The sequence below is a fragment of the Leptospira haakeii genome (assembly GCF_002812045.1).
GTDB classification, from domain to species: domain Bacteria; phylum Spirochaetota; class Leptospiria; order Leptospirales; family Leptospiraceae; genus Leptospira_B; species Leptospira_B haakeii.
The window spans coordinates 629,201-651,183 of record NZ_NPEG01000001.1 but is presented as its reverse complement, the minus strand read 5'-3'; the positions used below and the strand labels follow the sequence as shown (position 1 = coordinate 651,183).

The 21,983-nt window shown below is 37.9% G+C and carries 22 protein-coding genes; 12 read left to right on the top strand and 10 right to left on the bottom strand.

Going from position 1 to position 21,983, the window contains the following annotated elements; genetic code table 11:
• Positions 1-3: 3 nt before the first annotated feature.
• The 4 genes from dnaN to CH377_RS03070 all read right to left on the bottom strand — a co-directional run bounded on the left by dnaN (position 4) and on the right by CH377_RS03070 (position 4,961).
• Positions 4-1,125, bottom strand: a complete 1,122-nt coding sequence (gene dnaN, locus CH377_RS03085) for a DNA polymerase III subunit beta (protein ID WP_100722348.1) — start codon at positions 1,123-1,125, stop codon at positions 4-6.
• Between the two features lie 324 nt (positions 1,126-1,449).
• On the bottom strand, positions 1,450-2,757 hold the full coding sequence (dnaA, locus tag CH377_RS03080; protein WP_100722347.1) for a chromosomal replication initiator protein DnaA: 1,308 nt from the start codon (positions 2,755-2,757) through the stop codon (positions 1,450-1,452).
• A gap of 315 nt (positions 2,758-3,072) precedes the next feature.
• A complete protein-coding gene (locus CH377_RS03075; RefSeq protein ID WP_100722346.1) occupies positions 3,073-4,020 on the bottom strand; it encodes a hypothetical protein in 948 nt (315 codons plus the stop codon).
• Between the two features lie 17 nt (positions 4,021-4,037).
• Positions 4,038-4,961: a branched-chain amino acid transaminase gene (locus tag CH377_RS03070; protein ID WP_100722345.1), complete on the bottom strand. Its 924-nt coding sequence runs from the start codon at positions 4,959-4,961 to the stop codon at positions 4,038-4,040.
• Positions 4,962-5,072: 111 nt separating this feature from the next.
• Between CH377_RS03070 and mnmG the strand changes: the two genes are divergently transcribed.
• Together mnmG and CH377_RS03060 are read left to right on the top strand one after the other, a co-directional pair.
• A complete protein-coding gene (mnmG, locus tag CH377_RS03065) occupies positions 5,073-6,959 on the top strand; it encodes a tRNA uridine-5-carboxymethylaminomethyl(34) synthesis enzyme MnmG (protein WP_100722344.1) in 1,887 nt (628 codons plus the stop codon).
• A gap of 193 nt (positions 6,960-7,152) precedes the next feature.
• Positions 7,153-7,767 carry a class I SAM-dependent methyltransferase gene (locus CH377_RS03060; RefSeq protein WP_100722802.1) on the top strand — a complete coding sequence of 205 codons (615 nt, stop codon included), beginning with the start codon at positions 7,153-7,155 and terminating at the stop codon, positions 7,765-7,767.
• A gap of 81 nt (positions 7,768-7,848) precedes the next feature.
• Here CH377_RS03060 and CH377_RS03055 read toward each other — a convergent pair whose 3' ends face one another.
• Positions 7,849-8,592, bottom strand: a complete 744-nt coding sequence (locus CH377_RS03055; RefSeq protein ID WP_100722343.1) for a hypothetical protein — start codon at positions 8,590-8,592, stop codon at positions 7,849-7,851.
• A gap of 311 nt (positions 8,593-8,903) precedes the next feature.
• On the opposite strand from CH377_RS03055, the gene CH377_RS03050 reads away from it, so the two are divergent.
• From CH377_RS03050 to CH377_RS03030, 5 genes are read left to right on the top strand one after another with little or no spacing between them, the layout of a single operon-like run.
• Entirely contained in the window at positions 8,904-10,364 is a 1,461-nt protein-coding gene (locus tag CH377_RS03050) for a M20/M25/M40 family metallo-hydrolase (protein WP_100722342.1), read from the top strand.
• Between the two features lies 1 nt (position 10,365).
• The gene (locus CH377_RS03045) at positions 10,366-11,157 is read left to right on the top strand and encodes an RsmG family class I SAM-dependent methyltransferase (protein ID WP_100722341.1); all 792 of its coding nucleotides are present in this window, start codon (positions 10,366-10,368) and stop codon (positions 11,155-11,157) included.
• Positions 11,132-11,893 carry a ParA family protein gene (locus tag CH377_RS03040; RefSeq protein WP_100722340.1) on the top strand — a complete coding sequence of 254 codons (762 nt, stop codon included), beginning with the start codon at positions 11,132-11,134 and terminating at the stop codon, positions 11,891-11,893. Before CH377_RS03045 ends, CH377_RS03040 begins: the two co-directional genes overlap by 26 nt.
• Positions 11,893-12,774 (top strand): ParB/RepB/Spo0J family partition protein, encoded by an 882-nt coding sequence (locus tag CH377_RS03035; protein ID WP_100722339.1) that lies wholly within the window; start codon positions 11,893-11,895, stop codon positions 12,772-12,774. The genes CH377_RS03040 and CH377_RS03035 overlap by 1 nt, the downstream gene beginning before the upstream one ends.
• Positions 12,775-12,808: 34 nt before the next feature.
• Complete coding sequence (locus tag CH377_RS03030; protein ID WP_100722338.1) at positions 12,809-13,228, top strand: acyl-CoA thioesterase; 420 nt, start codon at positions 12,809-12,811, stop codon at positions 13,226-13,228.
• 2 nt (positions 13,229-13,230) lie between these two features.
• Here the strand turns inward: CH377_RS03030 and CH377_RS03025 are convergent, their stop codons facing one another.
• From CH377_RS03025 to CH377_RS03015, 3 genes are read right to left on the bottom strand one after another with little or no spacing between them, the layout of a single operon-like run.
• A complete protein-coding gene (locus CH377_RS03025) occupies positions 13,231-13,737 on the bottom strand; it encodes a YaaR family protein (protein WP_100722337.1) in 507 nt (168 codons plus the stop codon).
• A complete protein-coding gene (locus CH377_RS03020) occupies positions 13,734-14,081 on the bottom strand; it encodes a bactofilin family protein (protein ID WP_008589609.1) in 348 nt (115 codons plus the stop codon). Before CH377_RS03020 ends, CH377_RS03025 begins: the two co-directional genes overlap by 4 nt.
• A complete protein-coding gene (locus CH377_RS03015; RefSeq protein WP_100722336.1) occupies positions 14,081-15,064 on the bottom strand; it encodes a M23 family metallopeptidase in 984 nt (327 codons plus the stop codon). The genes CH377_RS03020 and CH377_RS03015 overlap by 1 nt, the downstream gene beginning before the upstream one ends.
• A 119-nt stretch (positions 15,065-15,183) precedes the next feature.
• Here CH377_RS03015 and CH377_RS03010 point away from each other — a divergent pair, with 119 nt between their 5' ends.
• Genes CH377_RS03010 through CH377_RS02990 form a run of 5 tightly spaced genes read left to right on the top strand, consistent with a single transcriptional unit; the run spans position 15,184 to position 21,050 of the window.
• Positions 15,184-15,990, top strand: coding sequence for a TatD family hydrolase (locus tag CH377_RS03010; RefSeq protein WP_100722335.1), 807 nt, complete (start codon positions 15,184-15,186; stop codon positions 15,988-15,990).
• Positions 15,983-17,236: a serine--tRNA ligase gene (gene serS / locus CH377_RS03005; protein ID WP_100722334.1), complete on the top strand. Its 1,254-nt coding sequence runs from the start codon at positions 15,983-15,985 to the stop codon at positions 17,234-17,236. Before CH377_RS03010 ends, serS begins: the two co-directional genes overlap by 8 nt.
• Before the next feature lie 53 nt (positions 17,237-17,289).
• Entirely contained in the window at positions 17,290-18,570 is a 1,281-nt protein-coding gene (locus CH377_RS03000) for an OmpA family protein (protein WP_100722333.1), read from the top strand.
• A 47-nt stretch (positions 18,571-18,617) separates the two neighbouring features.
• A complete protein-coding gene (locus CH377_RS02995; RefSeq protein ID WP_423789903.1) occupies positions 18,618-19,475 on the top strand; it encodes a substrate-binding periplasmic protein in 858 nt (285 codons plus the stop codon).
• A 3-nt stretch (positions 19,476-19,478) separates the two neighbouring features.
• The gene (locus tag CH377_RS02990; protein ID WP_100722332.1) at positions 19,479-21,050 is read left to right on the top strand and encodes a hypothetical protein; all 1,572 of its coding nucleotides are present in this window, start codon (positions 19,479-19,481) and stop codon (positions 21,048-21,050) included.
• On the opposite strand, the gene recR is transcribed toward CH377_RS02990, so the two are convergent.
• A complete protein-coding gene (recR, locus tag CH377_RS02985; RefSeq protein WP_100722331.1) occupies positions 21,047-21,640 on the bottom strand; it encodes a recombination mediator RecR in 594 nt (197 codons plus the stop codon). The genes CH377_RS02990 and recR overlap by 4 nt on opposite strands.
• Positions 21,633-21,980, bottom strand: coding sequence for a YbaB/EbfC family nucleoid-associated protein (locus CH377_RS02980; protein WP_100722330.1), 348 nt, complete (start codon positions 21,978-21,980; stop codon positions 21,633-21,635). Before CH377_RS02980 ends, recR begins: the two co-directional genes overlap by 8 nt.
• Between the last annotated feature and the right edge of the window lie 3 nt (positions 21,981-21,983).

Genomic DNA, 21,983 nt, shown 5'->3' with positions numbered 1-21,983 from the left:
CTTTTAAATTTTCATCGGCATGATTACCGATATAAAATCAGGATCGGAAGGATCCTTGAATACCACAGGTGAACTTGAATCGCTGAATTCTATTTTGAATTCATTATCATCGATAGACTTGAACACATCTGATAAATATTCACCTTTGAAAGCTACAGTTACTTCGTCTCCAGAATACTCAATCGGCATATTAATACTAACCTCATTCACTCCTTGTGTTTGAGCGTAGAAGTTAATATTATTTTTAGTGAATGTTAAACGTATCTGACGAGTTGGCTCTTCCGCAGCTATCAATGCTTGTCTAAGATAGATCTGGAATCCTTCTTTCGGAATTACTGCACTGAATTTAGAAGACTTAGGAATTACTTGCTCGTAATTAGGAAAGTTACCTTCGATCAGTTTGCAAAGTAGCTCGATCTGATTTGCATTCACATAGATTTGATTATCTATAATGCCTATCTTACCTGTTTCAGCAGTAGCGATCATTTTAGAAATCTCTCTAATAGCCTTAGAAGGAATGATCACTGAATCTTTGAATTTCAAAGTAGTGGAAAGAGGTCTTTCGATCTTACATAACCTTCGACCGTCAGTAACTGCAAATACAAGTTTATCTCCTTTAGGAACCATGAACAGTCCATTGAAGATATATCTTTGGTCTTCGTGTGCGATAGCATAAGAAGTTTTGCGGATCATCTCTGCAAACATTGCTGTTGGAAAATCGGAGATATTCGATGAGTCCACTTTAGGAATGGTTTTGATCTCTTCTGCATCCATTCCATTCAGTTTGTTTTTATAATCATTCTTCTTAGTAGCATCAGTGATATAAGTAATACTTGAATCAGCATCGCCATCTTCAGTTGAGAGTAAAGCCTCTTCGAAGTGAATGGTTTTAAAAATACTGGATAATTGTTTTGCAGGTAATGAAATATCTCCCGACTTATCTACTTGAGCATTTAATGATGTTTTAATAGATATTTCTAAGTCAGTTGCAGAAATAGATACGGAAGAAGTTTCAGCTTCTAATTTTAAGTTGGAGAGAACAGAACGTATCTCTCTAGCAGAGATTACTCCCTCTACAGCGTGAATCGCTTTTAGGAACTCGGATGTGTTCACTTTGATCTTCAATTTGCATTCTCCATTTATATAGGTGATCTATATATAGATTCTTATATATGTACTGTTGTAGTACTTGTACCTGTGCATATGTAGATAAGAGTCATAACTCTTTAGATAAGGGAAATATGTCGCATATATATTGAAAAGTACAATTTCCAGGACCCGGAAAAAACTCCTGTGTATCTGCTATACTAACCTTCAAAACCAAAGTCTATAAGGGACAATAATTTTGTGTTATGTCTTATTTACTTGTTATGAATAAACTACTAACTAGTTATTTACATGTTATCTATAGATCTATGTCCCTTTAGATAAGAATTGAAACTAAGTTTTTTATTGGAAACGGAACCGGTTCAGAACTTCTTCCACTTTAATGGAAAATTCTTTATCATCTTTTATCTTATTTTCGATGTTACGAACTGCATGGATTACTGTGGTATGTTCCGCAGAAAACATTCTTCCAACCTGACTTTTATTCAGTCGGAAACCTTTGTGCAATACATACATACAAAGATGTCGAGGGATCACATACTCAGGTTTTCTACTCTTACCCATCACCTCATTCGGATCCAAGTTATATAGAGAAGAAATATGTTCTATAACCTTGTTTTGGCTGAGTTGGAAGTTCTTTTTGCGGAAGATACGATTCTTAAGTATCTCTTCTATCATCGATGTTGTGAAGAATAGATGAGAGAATGCCCTCTTATGAAGAGCTAAATCATTCAAAGCTCCCAAAAGAGCACGAGTATCATCTTCGATCAGGTCCGCAATAAACTGAATATGCTCCTGAGAAAGACCCAAATTTAAAATTTGGCAGTTCTTTTCCAAAATTCCGATACGAATATCTCTATCAGGTGGCTGGATATCAGCCTGAACACCGGTCACAAATCTAGATTTTAATCTTTCATGAAGAGGAAGTTCAGAACTAGGACGATCAGATGCGATCACAATCTGTCTTTTTCTTTCGAAAAGAAAGTTGAAGATAGAGAAGAACTCTTCTTGTGTCTTCTCTGCTCCTGTGTTTAGAAGTTGGATATCATCGATCAATAGACAATTATAAGATTGATACTTAATTTTAAAAGATTCGATAGAATCTCTAGACTGAAGAGCGAACAAAAACTCACTCATGAAGGACTTTATATCTACGTAATGTACTGTTTTCCAAGGTTCTTTTTTAAGAATTTCGGAACCTATAGAATGAAGAAGATGGGTTTTACCCACTCCTACTTTTCCGAATAAGTATAAGGGATTGATCTCCGCAGGATTTTTTACACATTCCATTGCCGCGCTGAATGCGAGACGGTTAGTGTTACCTACGATAAAATTATCAAAAGAATAGTCCGGATTAAAAGAATAAGACTTATCTTTGAATTTTTCCTGAAGAACTTCGTTTAGATTAGAAGCACTTTCAAGAACGATTTCAACCGGGACTCTGTTTCCGCTAGCTCTGAAGATCGCTTCTTCGATATGGTTTTGGTATTTTTTCTCAACATGTGTTTTAATATTAGAGGATGGAGCTACGAGGATGCAACGATCGTCTGTTAAACTCTCTAATTGTAAGGTATATATGAACTTATCAAAGTACGTAGGAGGAATTTCCTTGGAAACTTCCTCTAATACACGCTTCCAGCTAGGGTCCAAACAAAACTCCAAAGAAAAAAATCAAGAACACACCGACAACTTTATGAATACGAAACTCGTATTTGTCTCGGAAAAGAAAAAACTGAATTAGGAAACGATCCGAAGGACCATCCGACGAGATTACACTATTTTTCTTCTGTCAGTCGCATACAAATGAAAATTCGGAAATCGAAAAGGAAACCTTAGGAAAAACACAGTGGATTAGTGATAGATAAATCATTATGTCACTTAGTATAATTACTAATATTTTGTTACATTTAATCGTTGTTAAGCGAAGTAACTGGTGAAGAATTTAAAGAAAATATAAAGGAATTTTTATTTTTGTTCTAGTAGCGAGAGTTCGTGAATAAGAAGTGATAACGCAATATTCTCTTGTCCATGTATTCTTTCGTGTAATTTTTCCTTAAAACGAAAGACTGCTTCCATCTTTGGTAGATTAGAATCGAAATCAGATTTGGAAAACTCTTGTAGCAATAATAATCCGATCAGATCTAAGAAGTCCTTAAAGGAAAAATCTTCTTTCCAATTAGAATGTTCTTCTTTGTACTCCAATATCCATTCTTCTAATCTAAGATAATCCAATGGTTGCCTTAGATTTCCGTTGATCTTTTGAGAAATTTGTTCGAGTACTGCTGGTGGACAATCAAAGGATACCATACTTCCACCTTTAGCAGGAAAGTAAGGTATTGAATTTTTATTATGTAATTCTTTGATCACATGCTGAGGAAGATAACCGAAAGGAATACAGACTGCTCTACTCACGATCGTTTCTTTCAGTTGTTCCAAGTCGTTTACTATAAATATAAAACGAGTGAAAAATGGAGCTTCTTCCAAAGATTTTAAAAGAGCAGTCTCTGCTTCGTTACCGATCAAAGATGCATCAGGTATGATAATAAATCTGGTCTTAGAAAGATGAGGTCTATAGTAAAGTCTTGTGCGGATCAGCCAGCGGATTGTGAACTCTTCCGGATTGTCTTCTTTACCAATTGCGATTTGTTTATTCTTCTCTAATGGAAACCACACAATATCCGGATGAGAATGATGCATGAATGCTCTGCAAGAAACGCAGTGCCCACAAGAAGTCCCTTCTAAACAAAGTATATGTCTGATAAATCTTTCGACTGCAGATTCTTTTCCAGTTCCTTCCGGTCCATGAAAGATGAGTAAGGGAGGAAGAAGGTCAGGTTGAGCTGAGTATTTTTTTAGGAATACTAGAGCCCTTTCCTGACCTTGGATTTCCTCGATACCGAATGCAGAAGACATGTTCTTCTTATTAAAGATTAATAAACAGGAGTCAACCAGTGTTTGTAGTTTTGGTTTTTTCCAACGACTAGATCAAAGAATGTGGACTGTAGTTTTTTAGTGATAGGTCCCATCTCTCCGGTTCCGATTTTTCTCTTATCCACTTCGCTAACCCAAGCAATCTGCACTCCAGTTCCGGAGAAGAAGATCTCATCGGCGATATAAAGTTCACTTCTTGTGATATCTCTTTCGATGACTTCGAATCCTGAGTCTTTTGCAAGTTGTAGAACTGAACGTCTTGTAATTCCTTCTAACAAAGAAGAAGAGATAGAAGGTGTGATGATCTTTCCATCTCTCACTAAGAAGATATTCTCTGCAGAACCTTCGCTTACAAAACCTCTACTGTCTAAGAAAATCGCCTCGTCGTATCCATTCTGAACTGCTTCTGATTTTGCAAGAGCAGAGTTCACATATCCACCGGAAACTTTAGAGAGAGTAGGGATGACTGTATCGTCGAACCTTCTCCAGCTTGATACCATAGTAGTGAGTCCACGCTTGGTATCTAAGTAATCATCCAACTCTAAAACATAAATTGCAAGTTCGGTAGGAACATCATGAAATCTAGGAGAAAGTTGAAGAGCAGAAGTGTAGATGAAAGGTCTAAGATACACATTCCTTCTGTATCCGGATTGTTTAAGTAGATCTAAGGTTATGTCACGGAGTTCTTCCGGAGTCTTTGTGAATTGTAACTGCATGATCCTAGTAGAATTCACAAGACGTTTATAATGATCTAAGATTCTGAAAACATATAAGTTATCAGAATTAGAATCATAATATCCTCGGATCCCTCCGAAGACAGTGGTTCCATATTGTAAGGCGTGAGTTTTGATATTTATATTTGCTTCTGACTCCGGGACTATTTTTCCTTCGAAGTAAGAGAGTTTCTTGATGGATTCGGGCATGTACAGGGAACCTGAAAGTGATACTATTGATTACATGATTCTAAGCATAGGCTCTACTGTCGACTAATGATCGATCTTAAGAATTGCTTATGCAGGAGTGCTAGGTCTTAAATGAATTCTTCTTTTTTTCCCAATCGATTTGATTGTGTTGTGGTCGGTGCGGGTCACGCAGGCTCTGAGGCTGCCTATGTCTCATCTATTGGTGGTGCTAGAACTTTACTTATTACAATGAACTTAGATACGATCGGACAAATGTCGTGTAACCCTGCTATCGGTGGGATTGCAAAAGGACATATGGTTCGAGAAGTAGATGCACTTGGTGGCTTAATGGGGAAGGTCATTGATGCAACCGGTATCCAATTTAAAATGTTGAATACATCAAAAGGCCCTAGTGTCTGGGCTCCTCGTGCTCAAGCGGAGAAGAAAGAATACCAACTCAAAGTAAAACATACACTTGAATCTATTCAAAACTTATCCATCAGACAAGATACGGTCGAAGATCTTTTGATAGAAGAAGATCGTATTATTGGAGTTCGGACAGGAAGAGGTTTCGAAATTTTCACTAATCATGTGATCTTAACTACGGGAACATTCTTATCTTCTATTGTTCATATAGGAACTTACCAAAAAGAGAACGGAAGATTCGGAGAACCTACAGTCAAAGGTCTTTCTCATTCACTTGCTAAGTATAATTTGAAATTAGGAAGATTGAAGACTGGAACTCCACCGCGAATTCATAAAAATTCAGTCGATCTTTCTGTGATGAGTGTGCAAGAAGGTGATCCGGATCCTTCTCCTTTTTCTTTTTCTACAACTAAGATCACTCGCAGACAGATCCCCTGTTATATCACTTACACAAATGAAAAAACACATGCACTGATTAATGAGAACATTCATCTTTCTCCAATGTATTCAGGTCAGATCAAATCGACCGGGCCGAGATACTGTCCTTCTATAGAAGATAAAGTCGTTCGTTTTGCTGATAGGGAAAGGCATCAGATTTTTTTAGAGCCAGAAGGTTATGATACGCAAGAGATTTATCTAAACGGAGTCTCTACTAGTCTTCCGGAAGAAGTGCAGTGGAAACTTGTACGTTCGATTGCTGGTCTAGAAGAAGCAGAGATCTTGAGACCTGGATATGCAATTGAGTATGACTATGTTGATCCTACAGAATTAAAACCAACCTTAGAAACGAAAAAGATCAAAGGTCTTTATCATGCGGGACAGATTAATGGTACTACAGGTTATGAAGAAGCTGCTGCCCAAGGTTTAGTTGCTGCTTATAGTGTACTTTCTTCCTTAAGAGGGGAGGAGCCGATGTTGTTCTCTAGAGGAGAATCATATATCGGAGTTCTTGTGGATGATCTAGTTCATAAGGGTGTTGAAGATCCATATAGGATGTTCACTTCACGTGCGGAACATAGACTTCTTTTGAGACAGGACAATGCTGACCAAAGACTGATGAAGTACGGATATAAGATGGGTCTTGTATCTGAAGAAACTTTCAGTGAGATGACTAACAGATATAAAAAGATCTCTGATGTTAAGGAAAAGATACAATCTACTCCGCTCAAACCTCTACCTGAGTTCGAAGCTTTATTAGAAAGAAAAGGAATCCAGAGTTTAAAGTACGGCGCAAAACTGGATTCGTTTTTGAAAAGACCTGAAATTGCTTTTGAAGATGTTAAGTTCCTGGTGCCTGAGTCTGAAGAGCTAAGTGCTCAAGACAGAAAGGTCATCGAAATGGAAATTAAGTATGAAGGTTATATCAAAAGAGAACAAGATACTATCGATTGGAAGAATAGATATCTTACTACTCCGATACCTGAAACAATCGATTACTCCTTGGTGCCAGGTATTAAGAAAGAAGCCATCCAGAAACTTACGAAACATCGCCCTTTAAATTTAGAAAAGGCGGCTCAAATCTCTGGTGTAGATCCAAGCGACATTGATATGCTTCTTTTTTATATCAAAGGAAGAAAGCCGAGTCCGGTTTAAACTTCTCTAAAGACTAATAATGAATCTAAAAAACCCCGGAGTAATCTGGGGTTTTTTATTCTCTTTTACAGATTGTTGTATTTGGTATCCTAACCTGGAACCATGTGTTGGAATTCCAACGTTTCACATGAAACGTTTTTCTTAAAAAACACTGTCGCTCTATATGATCTCTTCTAATTTTTCATCAAGTCTCATGAATCCGGATCAAGTAAAAGGTACAGAAGGATATTCAAACTATCTAGAAGAGTTTATCAAAGCTACAGTTGATATTGATTTTTTTGATCTTCATAAAGACTTCCTTCCTTATATTCCGAAAGAAAAAGGTTTCGTCTTAGATCTTGGCGGCGGAATAGGAAGAGATGCTTTTATCTTTTCTAAGATGGGTCATTCAGTCATAACTGTTGAGCCACTTGAAGAGTTTAGATCGTCGGGATCTAAACTTTATTCTTCGGATAAGATCATTTGGATCGATGACTCCTTGCCTGATCTTATAAAACTTTCAGACTATAATAACCATTTCGATTTCATTCTAGCGTCCGGAGTATGGCACCACTTGAATGAAGAAGAGCAGTTATATTCCATCAAGAGAGTATCTGAGCTTCTGAAATCAAATGCTATCTTTGCTCTTTCACTTCGTAATGGGCCAGTAGGTGTGGGGACTTATGTGTTTCCAACAAATGCAAAGATAAATATTGATCAGGCTTTAAAGTTTGGCCTGAACAATTTGTTAATTATAGAGAACCAACCTAGCTTAATGAAGAACAAAAAAGATGTTACTTGGACTAGGTTAGTCTTTCAGAAAATTTAAGAATCTGTCTATTCAAGTAGGCAATAAAAAAGGGAGAGCAAATCGCCCTCCCTCTCTCCGTTTCACGTGAAACGCGAGTGGTTATTTTCCGTAAACAAGCTCGTGAGTTTTTTCCACGGCCCATTTATCTCCTTGTTTGATCAAGAAAGTGAATTGTTGTAAACGATTCTCTTTATCCCATATTAGTCGGTTCATTCTTTCAATCGTTCCTTGAACATTCATACGGCTCAAAAGTTTTCCATTTGAATCAAAAGTTAAAACAGTAGATGCAGCTTGTTGTTTATCTTCGTTATAAATGTTTTGTTGGAATAGTCCCGGCTTGTTCGGGTCTTTAACTATAGCAAATCTTTCAGTAAGTTTTGCATCAGCCCATTCAGTCTGAGCTTCCTTTATTAAACCATTTTCACCCCAAGAGATAATAGTACATGTAAGTATATTCTTTCCGTCTTTATCTACTAATTCTATGGAAGAAAGAACTCCTGATTTATTATATCCGAAGTTTTTGGACTCAAGATTTAGTCCGTCCTTATTATAGAGTTCTTCTTTTAGGATTTTTCCATCCTTGTATATAAACTTAGTAAAGCCGTCTGGCTTCCCATCTTGTCCTATATAGTTTTCTTTTACTAATTTTCCAGAAGCATCATATTCATACTTTGCAGTATAGATTATATTACCTTTGGAATCTCTTACTAGCTCTTGGCTAGGGCCGCCCTTTTCAAAACCTAAAATGATCCTATCAGTATGAGACCATTTTCCAGGGGTGAAAGAATAGATAGGGGCGATGCAGGAGATGAAAACGAAAGAGAAGAATACTCTTTTTAACATGGAGATTACCTCCCTCTAGACATCGACTATTTGTGTAAAATGTTAAGAGTCTTTTTAGGAAATTTGAATGGGTTTCTTTCGTAATGATACCGGATCAAGATCAGATATTGGGGTCTTTTCTTTTTGTAGTACCTGTAAGACTCTTGGAATCTCATTTTATTTAAGTAGGAAGTCCTACAGAAAATTATAACATTCCATTCATAGAATCAAAGGAAAACTCCTTGCAGAGGCGCAGTGACGTAATAATTTTTTACGGGCTTCTAGACCGAAAACATTAGAAGCCAATAAAGAAAGATTAGTGGAGAGGAAATATGTCCCTCAAAAAAATCGGGATCACGGTCCTTGCTCTTATTGCGATCTTCTTAATTTATACGATCGCATTCACTGAAAAAGGGATCAAACCCATCCAACCGGAAGCGACTATTCCAAACTTAGATTATTCTGCTTTAAGTGAAGAGGCCGCAAAAGATCTTCAAGCTTATATCAGGATTGCAACTATTAGAGGTAGAGAGAAAGAAGGGGCACTGTTTCTGAAATCTATCTTAGACAAGAGAGGAATTCCTTCTCGCATCATAGAGTATCCTGGCAAGCCAGACAGAGCATCACTTCTTGCCGAGTTAAAAGGTAAAGATACAACTAAAGAAGGTTTAATACTTACAAGTCATATCGATGTTGTAGAAGCAGATGCAAAAGACTGGGATGTTCCACCATTCTCTGGAGTGAGAAAAGGAGCTAGAATTCATGGAAGAGGAGCAGTGGATGTTAAGGGTCTTGGCATCATGCAACTACATGCATTCTTACTTATTCATGAGAAGAAGATCCCTCTAGAAAGAAACTTAATGTTCCTTGCTATCGCAGATGAAGAAAGTCGCTCAGAACATGGAGCTAGATTCTTAGTTGATAAGCATAAAGAAATATTCAACGGATATGAATATGTTTGGAACGAAGGTGGAACCGGATCCAAAGACATAGCAATCAAAGGTTCAAAAGTATTCAATATACAACTCGCAGAAAAAGGTGCAGTGTGGTTGGACTTAAAAGCTAAATCTATTCCAGGGCATGGAAGTACTCCGCCAGTTAGTTATGCTGCAAAGTCCATGGTGGATTTTTTACAAGAAGTGCAGAACATCGGAAACAAAACGATGATCAAGGATGAGACTGCTGCATTTTTCTATTCATTAGGAGGAATCAGTAATTTCCCTGATTCATTTGTCTTAAAAAGATCTAGAAACCCTTTACTCTTTTTGATCTTAAAAGGTGTGATTAACTCTAATAGACATCTTAGAGCAATGACTAGAAACACAGTAAGTCTAACTGGTATAGATAGTCATCCGATCGGAATGAATGTAATCACTTCCGAGACAACTGGATCTATAGACATTCGTATTCTTCCAGGACAGGATGAGAAAAAGATTTTTGAAGAAGTAAAAGCACTCGGAGAAAAATACGGAGTGGAAGTCAGTGCTCGTCACTTAGAGTCAGGAAGTATTTCTCCTATGGACGGATTATTATTTAGAGTTCTTGCTGGTACTGTGACTGCAGTTGAGCCTGGATCAATCGCTACTCCTTTCTTATCACCTGGAACCACTGATAGTTCTTATCTCAGACAGATTGGATTAAAATGTTACGGACTTATTCCTGCATTACTTTCCTCGGAAGAGATAGATGGTATTCATGGTAAGAATGAGAGCATGAGTGTTCCTCAGCTTAAGATGGGAATTGAAATTTTATTCAAGTCCATCATAGAATACAATCACCAAGTCGCAAAGTAGAATGACAGAAACTGAGACAAGCCATCCGGACTTCAACCATGATCCGGATGGGATCCAAGCCGCGATAAAATATAGATTCCCAAAAGACGCAGAGCAGATTCTTCCCTTATTTGATTGGGAACTTGTCTCTTTATTCTTAACCTTCCTAAAAGATAAGAACCAAGCAGGTGGCTTTTTTTCTAAAAGAGATACGAATGAGATCTTAGATCGTCATGTTCTCGAATCAATCTTTCATATTTATAAGATACAGAGTATACTAGGATCGTTTAACAAGATGAAGGTGGGAGATGCAGGGACAGGTCCAGGGATACCAGGCTTCTTCTTTCGTTGTTTAGTAGAAAAAGAAAGGCCTAAGCTAGTTCTATTAGATTCACAAAGAAGAAAACTCTCTCATACAGAAACGTTTGTGAAAGAAAACAAAATCTCAGACGTGGAATTCCTTTTTGCAAGGGCGGAGGACTGGAAAACTGACTGGAATTTAGGTGTTTCTAGGGGGTTTGTGCCCTATCCTTGGAGCGCAGAAGTCCTAAGTAGATGTATTATAAAAGAAGGATATTATGTCCCTTTTATCGGAAAAGACGAGTTTGATGCAAAGATTGAAAAGAAGATCTTAACTGATAGCGGCTTTGATATTATTAAGACCGTACTTTTACCTGAACTCGAATTTTTAGGCATGCGACATATTAAAGTCTTGAAAAAGGTCGGATCGGCAAGGCAAGGTATTCCTAGAGCTTGGAAGCTTCTCGAGAAGGAGAGCAAAGAATTCTATGGGAAAGATCGTATCCATCAGTAATCAAAAAGGCGGCGTAGGAAAGACTACTACCTCCATTAATCTCGCAGCAAATCTAGCAGCGATTGGTAAAAAAGTTTTAATCGTAGATTTTGATCCGCAAGGTAACTCAGGATCCGGTTTAGGGTTCGAGATCAATACTCTCCAAAATACTTCTTATGAACTTTTGATCGGAGAATCTTCCGCAGCAGAATGTATCAAAAGAACTGATATCGAAAATCTTCATATCATTCCTTCTAATATCAATTTGTCTGGTGCAGAAGCTGACTTATTGGGCGAGGAAAATCGTGAGTATCGTTTAAAAGATGCGATCGGTCATTTAAGAACCGAGTATGATTATATTCTGATCGATTGCCCTCCTTCTCTTGGCGTGCTAACTATTAATGCATTGTCTGCGGCCGACAGTGTGATGATCACTCTTCAAACTGAATACTTCGCTTTGGAGGGACTGACTCAGCTTATGAAGATCATTTCTTTGGTTCAGGGAAAATTAAATCCTTCTCTCGAGCTTGAAGGAGTGTTGCTTACTATGTTCGACAAGAGAACCAATCTTGCTCAGCAAGTAGCAGAAGATGTTAAGTCTTATTTTAAAGAAAAGGTATATACTACCGTTATCCCTAGAAACATCAAACTTTCCGAAGCTCCATCTTTCGGTAAGTCCATTCTTTCTTATGATCCGGATGGGATCGGCGCCCAAAGTTACAGAAGTCTAGCATTAGAAGTAGCCGGTAAAAATTAATGAGTGCTAGCGCAAAACCGAAAGCATTAGGTAGGGGACTCGGGAATTTAATTCCTGTTTCGGAGGAAAAATCTTTTAAAGAAGCAGGAGGAGAAGGTTCGCTCAAAGAAGTAAAACTTTCCGAGATCCGCCCGAATCCTGACCAACCAAGAAGAACTTTTAATGAAGAATCTTTGCGTGAACTTGCTGAGACGATCAAAGCTCATGGAGTGATCCAACCGATTGTAGTAAAAGATACTGGTTCCGGATATGAGATTATCTCCGGAGAAAGAAGATACCGTGCATGTAAAATTGCGGGCTTCATAAAAATTCCGGTAGTAGTTAAGAAAGCAAATGTCCAACAAACTTTGGAAATGGCTCTCATTGAAAATATCCAAAGAGAGAATCTAAATCCGATTGAAGAAGCTTTAGCCTACAAAACTCTTTCTGAAAAATCCGGGCTAAAGATTACTGATATTGCATCAAGAGTTGGCAAGAACAGAGCGACTGTTTCGAACTTAATCCGTCTTTTACAATTGCCTAATTCAGTTATGGATCTTGTAAAGAATGGTAGAATATCCGAAGGTCATGCAAGACCACTTCTATCTATTGCGGATCGCAAAAAATCGGAACAACTCGCTTACCAAATTGCGGAAAAAGGTCTAACCGTCCGCCAGGTGGAAGACATTGTTGCAAACTTGACTGAGGAAGCTCCGGTTAGAGAGAAGAAAAAATCCAAACGTAAAGAAGTGGATATCGTAGAGCTTGAAAACAAGTTCCGCAAAAAGTATTCTATGAAAGTAGACATTACTCACAATTCTTCTTCCGGAAAAGGTAAACTCAGCATTGCATATCCAAGTTTGGATGCATTGCAGAAGGTTTTAGACGCTTTAGGTTTATAATACCTTTGCAGAACTTTGGTTATCAAAAAAGTTCATGAGCTCGAATGATTCTGAATTCTATCATACTCTAAGAGTACGTTATTCTGAGATCGACGCACAAGCTGTAGTATTCAACGCACATTATCTTACGTACTTTGATACCGCTTTGAATGAATACATGAGATTTCTTAAGTACGACTATAAAGGCGAATTAGAGAAAAACGGTTTGGACTTTGTAGTTACTCGCTCGCTCATTGAATACAAATCACCTGCAAGATTTGATGAAGAACTGAAAATTTATGTGAAAGCTGGGGAGATTAAACCTGCCAGTATTCTTTGGAATATTCAGGTTAGAAAAGTATCAGATGATACTTTAGTTTGTAATGGTGAGTTGACTTGGGCCTTTTTGTTATTAGAATCTAGAAAGCCTGCAAAACTTCCAGACGTGTTTAAAAGTTTAGGATCTAAGACCTAATCTTAATTCATTAGATCTACTAATAGACCACGAATATCTTCCATCCTTTTCATTAGGTCAAAAGTAGAATTTTCAGGGTGTATGATAAAGTCCGCTAGAGTCTGGATCTTATCATCTACTATCTGAACTACTTGATAAACCTTCTCCGATCCGCCTCTCGCTCTAGTGCGTAAAGTTTCTAAACTTGTATTTCTATCTAGGACTTCTTTTAGGATCCCTTGAACGATCCTCTTATAAACTTCCAGGTTTGCATACGTAGGAGATTTTAAAAAATTTCTCTCTGCGTCCGGAAGATCTCTAAGTAATGAATTTAGATCTCTTGTTCTTTCTTGGTTATAAGGAAGTAGATGTTCTACTAAATCAAAAAATTCACTTTTAGAATCAGGTATCTGGGAATCGGATACTGAACTAGGAACAGGTTGGTATATAGAAGCATTTAGAGAAAGACCGAAGTCTCTTTTTTTACGTGATTCTGTGCGAGGGTCTTTTTGCTGAGATTGGATCTTCAATGAGTGGTCGGGTTAATCTTACAATTTCCCTCGAATTGTACTCCCTCTTCCATAACTACCTTTGGAGTGATGATATCACCTTTCATACGGCAGCTTGCGAGTAGAGTCACTCGTTCCGAAGCGAATATATTCCCATTAATTTCACCACCGGCGACGACAATACGAGCTTTAATATCCGTATCGACGATTCCGGTCTTTCCGATTAGGACTTTTCCGTCGGTTTTTATGGTTCCCCTAAAAATACCGTCAATACGTAGAAGCCCGGAAAGTTTGAAGTCTCCGCTGAATTCGGCGCCTTCGCCGATGATACTATTTACTGCTAATTGCTCTTCTGTATGGGCCATCAGTCTTGGATCTGGTTCAAGAATGCAAAAGGATCGATCGCTCTGGTGCCCACATGAATTTCATAATGAAGACTGTACTGAGGACTGTTTTCCGATTTTCCAACGAAGCCTAATACTTCGTTTTTGGAAATTTGCTGGTTCGCTTTCACTTTTACACGATCCAGATTAGAGTAAATCGTTTTCCAACCGAACTTGTGAGCTACTTTCACAAAGTATCCGGTATTACGTGTGTATCCGATTTCATAAACTGTGCCAGGTGCAGTTGCCACTACTTCTGATCCAGGGAAAGCTCCAATATCCAATCCATTATTAAAGTCTCTACGAGCAGTAACTGGATTTAGATATTCTCCGTAAGGATAAAGTACATATCCTTTTACAGGCCAAATGGAAGGAGTTTGGCGGATTAGATTTTTACGTTTTTTTAATATACTGATGATTTCTTGGGTAAGTTCGTTCGCTACTTTTAGATTATGAACGTCTTCTTTGAGTCGGAAAACTTCTGCACCTGGTGCTAAGTTTTTATCGGAACTAAAAGAAAGTTTTTCCGCTCCTCCGATTCCTTTTGCAACTTTAGAATTGTCACCTGTCAATCTTCCGTAAAGTGCTCCCACATGGTTGTGATAGTATTCAACGTGTTCGTGAAGACCGTTGATCTCTTCTTTCATTTTTGCAGACTGACGAATGAAGTCCTGGTTGGATAAGTTCAATTCTGTAAGTTGGTGAATAGATCCAGAATGGCTGAGAACGTTAATAGAACTAATAAGAAGAAGGACCAAAATTGTCCCGATGAAGATGGTGATCGCTCTGTAAGAGATATGAAAGTTGATCGTCTTTTGTTCGGAGTGAGGGATCACCATGACGGTGAGACGTTCTTTACCCTTCTTATTCCAATTTGCTATTTTGATATCTAGCTTAAGCTTCAGATCTTGGTATTTATATCTGAGCCTATAATAAAGTAATGCAAGATAGGATTTAAGATTCAAGCTATTATGTCCCAAACCAACGAGTTTCCCCGTTCCGTCGTTATGCTGTAAGGATTCTAAAAAATTCTCTTTTCAGTCAATACAAATCGCGAAAACTGCCTTTTAAAAGCCGTTTTCACATGTACTCAATCATAGACACTCACTGCCACTTAGATATAATACAAGAGCAAGGGCAGGATATTGCAGAATCTTTAAAAAAAGCAAAAGAATCAGGTATAAAAAAGATCGTCCAGATCGGTATCGACCTTGAGAGTTCAATTAGAGCGAAAGGTTTATCTGAAAAATTTTCAGATGAAGAGATAGAAATATTTTATTCGATCGGTTGCCATCCAACTGAAACTCATGAATTCCCAAAAAAAGAAGAAATTTTGACACTAGTCAAAGAAAACGTTACGGATAAAAAGTTATCTGCAATTGGAGAGATCGGATTAGATTATTATCACGATGCTTCAACTAAGGCGTATCAGGCGGACGTGTTACATTCTTTCTTAGAAGCTTCTGGACAATATTCTCTTCCGGTAGTGATCCATTCCAGAGATGCAGCAGAAGACACGGTTTCTATTCTAAAAGAACATAGAGACAAAGCATTTGGAGTGATCCATTGTTTTACTTATGATTATCCAACAGCGAAGAAGTTAGTGGATCTAGGATACTATATTTCTTTTTCGGGAATCGTTGCTTTTAAGAATGCAAGAGATATCCAAGAGGCAGCTGAAAAACTTCCCCTGGAAAGTATGTTGATCGAGACGGATGCTCCGTTCCTTGCTCCTCCACCTTTCCGTGGAAAAAGAAACGAACCATCTTATACTAAATTCGTTTTAGAGAAGATGTTTTCACTTAGAAAAGAATCTAATTCAGAAGTAGAAAAAACTTTGTATAATAATTCCTTAAAATTCACGCAAAGAAAGGCGTATCATCATGATTGATCTGAAATATATCACCGATAACACTGAAGAACTAAAATCTAATTTAGAATTAAGAGGTTTTAAAGATCTCGCCGTTCTGGACCAGCTTGCCGAGATTATTCAAAAAAGAAAGACCCTTCAGAAAGAAGCGGATGTATTCCGTGAAGAAAGGAATAAAGCGAGTAAAGAGATCGGAAAAGTGAAACAAGCAGGTGGCGATATTGCAGCTGCTTCAGCTGCCGTAAAAGAGATAGGAGATAAGATCAAAAAGATTGAAGACGATCTAGAATCTCTAGAATCTAAACTTCTTGAGATCAATTTAGGCCTTCCTAATATCCTAGATAAAGATGTTCCTGTAGGTAAGAACGAACACGATAATAAAGTTTTGTACGAAGTAGGAGAAGTCCGAGACTATAAGTTCACTCCAAAACCTCACTTCGAATTGGGAGAGGCATTGGGTTGGTTCAATTTTGAGAAGGGAACGAAACTCGCTGGTGCAAGAGCTTACACTTATTTCGGTCTTGGAGCTAAATTAGAAAGAGCACTTGCGAACTTAATGCTTGAAACTCATACTACTGAGCATGGTTATACAGAAGTTTGGGTGCCGGTCATGGTGAACGATGAATGTATGACTACGACAGGACAGTATCCTAAGTTCAAAGACGAATACTATAGATTAGAAAGGGATGAACTCAATCTAATCCCTACTGCAGAAGTTCCTTTAACGAATTTATACAGAGACGAGATTATTCCGGAAGCCTCACTTCCTATCTCTATCACCGCTCATACCTCTTGTTTTAGAAGAGAAGCAGGCTCTTATGGAAAAGATACTAGAGGTCTGGTGCGAGTTCACCAATTCCAAAAAGTAGAACTTGTGAAATTTGCTAGACCGGAAGATTCTGAAGAAGAGCATAAAAAGATGCTCTCTCATGCAGAGAATATACTGAAAAAATTAGGTATTCGATACAGAGTGATGTTATTATGCAGCGGGGATATTTCAGCTGCTTCTTCCAAAACATACGATCTGGAAGTTTGGATGCCTGGTTTAAATCGTTGGATGGAAATCTCTTCTGTTTCTAACTTTAAAGATTTTCAAGCAAGACGTGGAAAGATTCGTTACAAATCCAAAGATGGCAAAAATCAATTGGTTCATACTTTGAACGGTTCAGGTTTGGCCATCGGCAGGACTTTGGCAGCAGTTATAGAAACTTATCAAAAAGAAGACGGAACTATAGAGTTTCCTGAAGCTCTAAAAAAATATCTCTGATTTTTTCTCCGAAAAAGTATCAGGTTTTTCTCCAAAAGACAGATAGTTAGAGTATGGCTTCTAAAATCCATACTCTAACTTTTCGTTCTTTCAAGTTCGTTTCAGTCTTACTTTTATATTTCATATTTGCAGGATTTTCCGTTTCGGGTGCAGAAGATTCCTCTTCGAAAGGAAAAGTTGCCCCTTTAAAAGGAGAGATTAACACTTCCTTAAACGAATTCGGGATTAGTTTGTCGGAAGATGGAAATACTCTTTATTATTATTCCAAACGTAAAAATTCAAATTACTCAGATCTTTTCAAATCCGTAAAAACCAAAGATGTTTGGAGTTCAGGTGTAGAAGTCTCCGATTTGAATTCACAATTCGACGATCAAAGCCCTTTCATCATAGAAAATGAGAAGGCAATCATCTTCTCATCTAATCGAGACGGAAGTATAGAATTCAAATTGAGCAGTGGTAAGATTGGAGTATCGAGAGATCTATATTTCGCCACATTGAAGGATGGAAGTTGGGATAAAGCAACTAGGCTTCCTTTGGAAGTGAATAGCCCGGCGATTGAGGAAAATCCATTTTTAGCAGGAAGCTATTTATTCTTCACTCGTTATCCGTTCGGAAAAGTTGCTGAATCAGACATTTACATTTCGGAATATAAAGACGGCTCATGGAGAAAGGCGATCCGTATGGAAAGCCCTGTGAATACGGAGCATGCTGAGATAGCAGCTACTTTAAGTAGAGACAGTAAGTATCTGTATTTTTCTTCAAATCGTCCAGGCGGTTACGGCGGATTAGATATTTATAAAGTAGAGATCAAGGAAGACGGAACCTTCTCCCCTGCAGTAAATCTAGGGCCGGTCATTAATTCGCCAGGTGATGAAGCATTTTATACTGAAACTCCTGATGGAAAAAACGCTTATTTTTGTAGGTTAGAGAAAGAAGGTGGGAATTACGACGTCTACGAATTTTCCGCAAATGAATGGGAAGAATTGAAGAAGAATAAAAAAATCTCTTTGGAATCTATTCATTTCAAAACCGGTTCATTCGAGATCGAAGAAGAATCCTTTGAAATTTTAGACAAATTGGTCACCTTCTTAAATGAGAACCCTTCTATAAAATTAAAAATTACTGGGCATACTGATTTACATGGGGACCCGAATGACAATTTGGAATTAAGTCGTAATCGGGCGGGAGCAGTGAAGGATTACTTGGTCAAAAATGGAATTTCTAAGAGCAGATTTTCCACTGACGGAAAGGGAAGTAAGGAGCCGATTTATCCGGAAAAAAACCCGGAAACGGACCGCAAAAATCGAAGAACCGAATTTCAAATTTTAGAATAGACTAAAAACTCCTTTAACATCCGGAAGATGCCGATAACATAGGTATCATGAAAATGCGGAAGCAGTTTCAGTCGGCATTCCTTTCGGTTTTTGTCCTTTTTATCTCTCTAGACTTATATTCTCAAACCAAAGCTATGCCTTCCAGATTGGACTCGATCCTTTCCAAAAAGGAATTGGTGGTCGGAGTCAATCGAGTCTACGAACCATTTTATGTCCAAGATCCGAAAGATGGTTATCCAGGTTTCGATATGGAACTTGCAAAACTTTATGCGGATTATTTGGGCGTTGCTCTTAAAGTAAAACCTCTCAAAACTTTCCGCCAATTTTCGGATGAGATCGCAGCGGGTACTATCGACATTGCGATGGCTGGAATGTCGACAGATCTAAGCAGGGGAAAGACTGTTACTTTTTCAGACCCTTATCTTCTGACAACTCCTGCTGGACTTGTTAATAAACGTTCACTTCCCCCTGAACCGGAAGGAAGTATTGTAACTACTAGAACTTTTAAATCTCTGGAAGACCTGTCGGTTTTAAATGCTCTTTCCTTTTCTGTTAGATCCAATACTACGAACCATAATTATCTTTTGAGAAGGTTTGGTAAGAACCAAATTTACAGTTATCTTTCAGATTCTATTGCGATAGATGCATTAACAAAAGGGAATGTAATTTGTTATGTAGCGGATAGTTTGTACATTCTATCCTTGTTGCAAAAACAACCTAGTTTAAAAGCAAACTATGTAGCCCTTATAAATCCTGTTATGGATGAATATATCAGCGCGGCGTTACCTTTAAATGATCTAGTCTTTGCGGATAATTTTAATTTTTTTATCAAAGAATTAAAAAGAACGGGAGTGATAGAAAGTCTTCGTTCTAAATATTTTCTAGGAAGCGGTTGGGTAAAATAATTCGTGTTGGACTCTCCGTTTCAAAAGATTCGAATTTTTGCTCTAGTAATATTAATTCTTGCTGGAGTTTCTATTTCCGCTCAGGAAGTAGAAGAAAAGACAAAGATAGATTTTCAAGGAAACTATAGGGTGCGTGGTTTTAATTTAGGAAGGGATATATATACTTCCAGACAGACCCCCGTAACTCCTTATAACCGCTCTGCTTTTTTACAACAATACAACCAAGACACTCTTACAAAATATCAGAACGAGTTGGCCGCTAGAGAAAAGGGTTATCCAAGTACTCTCAGTCCTCAAAAAGAAGATACAACTTACTATGATACAAGGATGACCTTGAATATGAACTTCTCCACTTCGAAATATTTCGAAGCTTTGGTAGGTGTTCAGATAGGTGACGTTATCTTTGGGGGAAGAGGGGTTAATCAGAGTTCTAGTGTAGGTCCAGGGCAAGGTGGAGAAGCAACATTCAGTTCTGCGGTAAATATGCAGACAAACTTTCTATATCTTAACTTCAAATTGCCTGAGAAAAGTTTTACGGCAAGAGTTGGTCTTCAGCTTTTCACTTCTGCACAAGGTAGAGTTGTATTCATTCCGGGAACCGGAGTCAATTTGACCAAGGATATCAGAGATTGGAATACAACCATAGAAGGCGGTTGGTTTGTAGCAAAACAAAACAACCTCACAGATTTAGATAAGAATACTTACGCAGATAAAAATTACCAAGGTTCTAACGTTTACTTTTATAAGATTAAAACTAGCTTCTTCAATAATGCTAAACATGAATTGTACAGCTTTTACTTGGATGATAACCTGAGAGATGTTCAAGATGTGAATGGTGTTTATGGATTAGTCTCCAGGACAAGTGACACGAATCAATTATTCTGGCATGGCCTATTTAATGAATTTAACTTTTCTGATTTTACATTAACGGTTCATGGGATCTATAACCATGGAACTGTAAAAGCTTTGAATCCATATAGAGATTCAGATGGTAACGAGATCCAACAAAAGTACGATCGTTATAAGATTAAAGGCGGATTTTTCGATATGCAATTGTCTTATAGATATGATGAATCTATAAGAATTACCGCTATGGGTTCAGGTTCTACCGGAAGGCCCGGTTATGAAAAAGACGGGACCAGATCTAACTTACATGGGAATGGTTATAGAACTTTATTCCCAGGATATTCACTTTCGAACATCGCGAACGACTTTACGGGAGGTTATGCATTATTCTCCGGTAGAGATATGAGCGGTCTGTATGAATATGGGATTTTTACGGATATAGTTCTATCTGGCCCTTTGGTCTTAACTTTAGGTTATTATAGATTGTATGGGACTAAGTCCCCTCTTATGGATAATAATAGATTTTATAATGAGGAAAACTTCTATCATACATCCGCATACTTCGGCCAGGAATATAACCTGAATTTAAGATGGAGTGCGTTCAGAGATATGCAGATCCTTTTGCGTTCGGGCTACTTTATAGCAGGCAATGGTTTGAAAGCCTATCTAGATACGACTCAAGGAACAATATTAAGAGAATTGTTTGTCACTGCAGAGCATAGGTTCTAAAGTTTAAGTCTAGAACGGATAGCTCTTCCTAAAGTATATTGGTCTGCAAGTTCTATGGAACCACCGACAGTGATACCGTAAGCGATCCTAGTAACGGACACGTTGAAATTCTTTAATTGATGATTTAGATAATCAGCAGTTGCATCCCCTTCCAATGTTGGGTTTGTAGCAACTAAAACTTCTTTTAGATCTTCCGGTTCTATTCTGCTCAAAAGTTCTCTGATACGAAGATCCTGAGGTCCAACACCTTCTAAAGGAGAGATTACACCGTTGAGAACATGGTATCTTCCTTTAAATTCTCCAGTGTTCTCTATAAAGAATACATCTTCAGGTTGTTCTACTACACAAACAGTGTGGCTATCTCTTTTTTCCGAAAGGCAAAGATTACAAATTTCTTCTTCAGAGTAGGAGCCGCATCTAGAGCAGAAACGGATCCTTCCTTTTACTTCTGATAAACTTTGGATAAATCCGTTAAAAACCGCTGGGTCCTGTCTTAATAAATGAAAACTAATACGATATGCACTCTTTCTTCCAATCCCAGGAAGAGAAGAAAGCGCATTTACCATTCCTTCGATTAAATGTTCAGCCAAGGTTGCCGCCGAATAATTTAGAAATTTCGGAAAGATCCAGTCCGCCTGTAATAGATTTTAATTCGTACTCTGCGGCTTGTTTAGCTTTTTGGATGGCATCGTTTGTAGCCGCCATGACTAGGTCTTCTAACATTTTATTATCTTCTGAATCGAATAATGCACGATTGATCTTTACATCCACTATCAATCCGTCTCCGGTAGATGTTACTTGCACCATTCCAGCGCCTGCATCGCCCATTACTCTTAGGCTGGAGATCCTTTTTTTGATCTCTTCCATTTTGCCGCGCATTTCTCCCATTTTGGAAAAAATTTCGGATGCGTTCTTTAGATTTTCAAACATGAC

Excerpts from the sequence above, each read along its gene's own strand:
- CH377_RS02980 (WP_100722330.1), bottom strand. The coding sequence starts at position 21,980 with ATGTTTGAAAATCTAAAGAACGCATCCGAAATTTTTTCCAAAATGGGA.
- CH377_RS03000 (WP_100722333.1), top strand. The coding sequence starts at position 17,290 with ATGGCTTCTAAAATCCATACTCTAACTTTTCGTTCTTTCAAGTTCGTT.
- CH377_RS03035 (WP_100722339.1), top strand. The coding sequence starts at position 11,893 with ATGAGTGCTAGCGCAAAACCGAAAGCATTAGGTAGGGGACTCGGGAAT.
- CH377_RS03050 (WP_100722342.1), top strand. The coding sequence starts at position 8,904 with ATGTCCCTCAAAAAAATCGGGATCACGGTCCTTGCTCTTATTGCGATC.
- CH377_RS03020 (WP_008589609.1), bottom strand. The coding sequence starts at position 14,081 with ATGGCCCATACAGAAGAGCAATTAGCAGTAAATAGTATCATCGGCGAA.
- CH377_RS03010 (WP_100722335.1), top strand. The coding sequence starts at position 15,184 with ATGTACTCAATCATAGACACTCACTGCCACTTAGATATAATACAAGAG.
- CH377_RS03045 (WP_100722341.1), top strand. The coding sequence starts at position 10,366 with ATGACAGAAACTGAGACAAGCCATCCGGACTTCAACCATGATCCGGAT.
- CH377_RS03070 (WP_100722345.1), bottom strand. The coding sequence starts at position 4,961 with ATGCCCGAATCCATCAAGAAACTCTCTTACTTCGAAGGAAAAATAGTC.
- CH377_RS03055 (WP_100722343.1), bottom strand. The coding sequence starts at position 8,592 with ATGTTAAAAAGAGTATTCTTCTCTTTCGTTTTCATCTCCTGCATCGCC.
- CH377_RS03060 (WP_100722802.1), top strand. The coding sequence starts at position 7,153 with ATGAATCCGGATCAAGTAAAAGGTACAGAAGGATATTCAAACTATCTA.
- CH377_RS03075 (WP_100722346.1), bottom strand. The coding sequence starts at position 4,020 with ATGTCTTCTGCATTCGGTATCGAGGAAATCCAAGGTCAGGAAAGGGCT.
- CH377_RS02995 (WP_423789903.1), top strand. The coding sequence starts at position 18,618 with ATGAAAATGCGGAAGCAGTTTCAGTCGGCATTCCTTTCGGTTTTTGTC.
- mnmG (WP_100722344.1), top strand. The coding sequence starts at position 5,073 with ATGAATTCTTCTTTTTTTCCCAATCGATTTGATTGTGTTGTGGTCGGT.
- CH377_RS03030 (WP_100722338.1), top strand. The coding sequence starts at position 12,809 with ATGAGCTCGAATGATTCTGAATTCTATCATACTCTAAGAGTACGTTAT.
- CH377_RS03040 (WP_100722340.1), top strand. The coding sequence starts at position 11,132 with ATGGGAAAGATCGTATCCATCAGTAATCAAAAAGGCGGCGTAGGAAAG.
- serS (WP_100722334.1), top strand. The coding sequence starts at position 15,983 with ATGATTGATCTGAAATATATCACCGATAACACTGAAGAACTAAAATCT.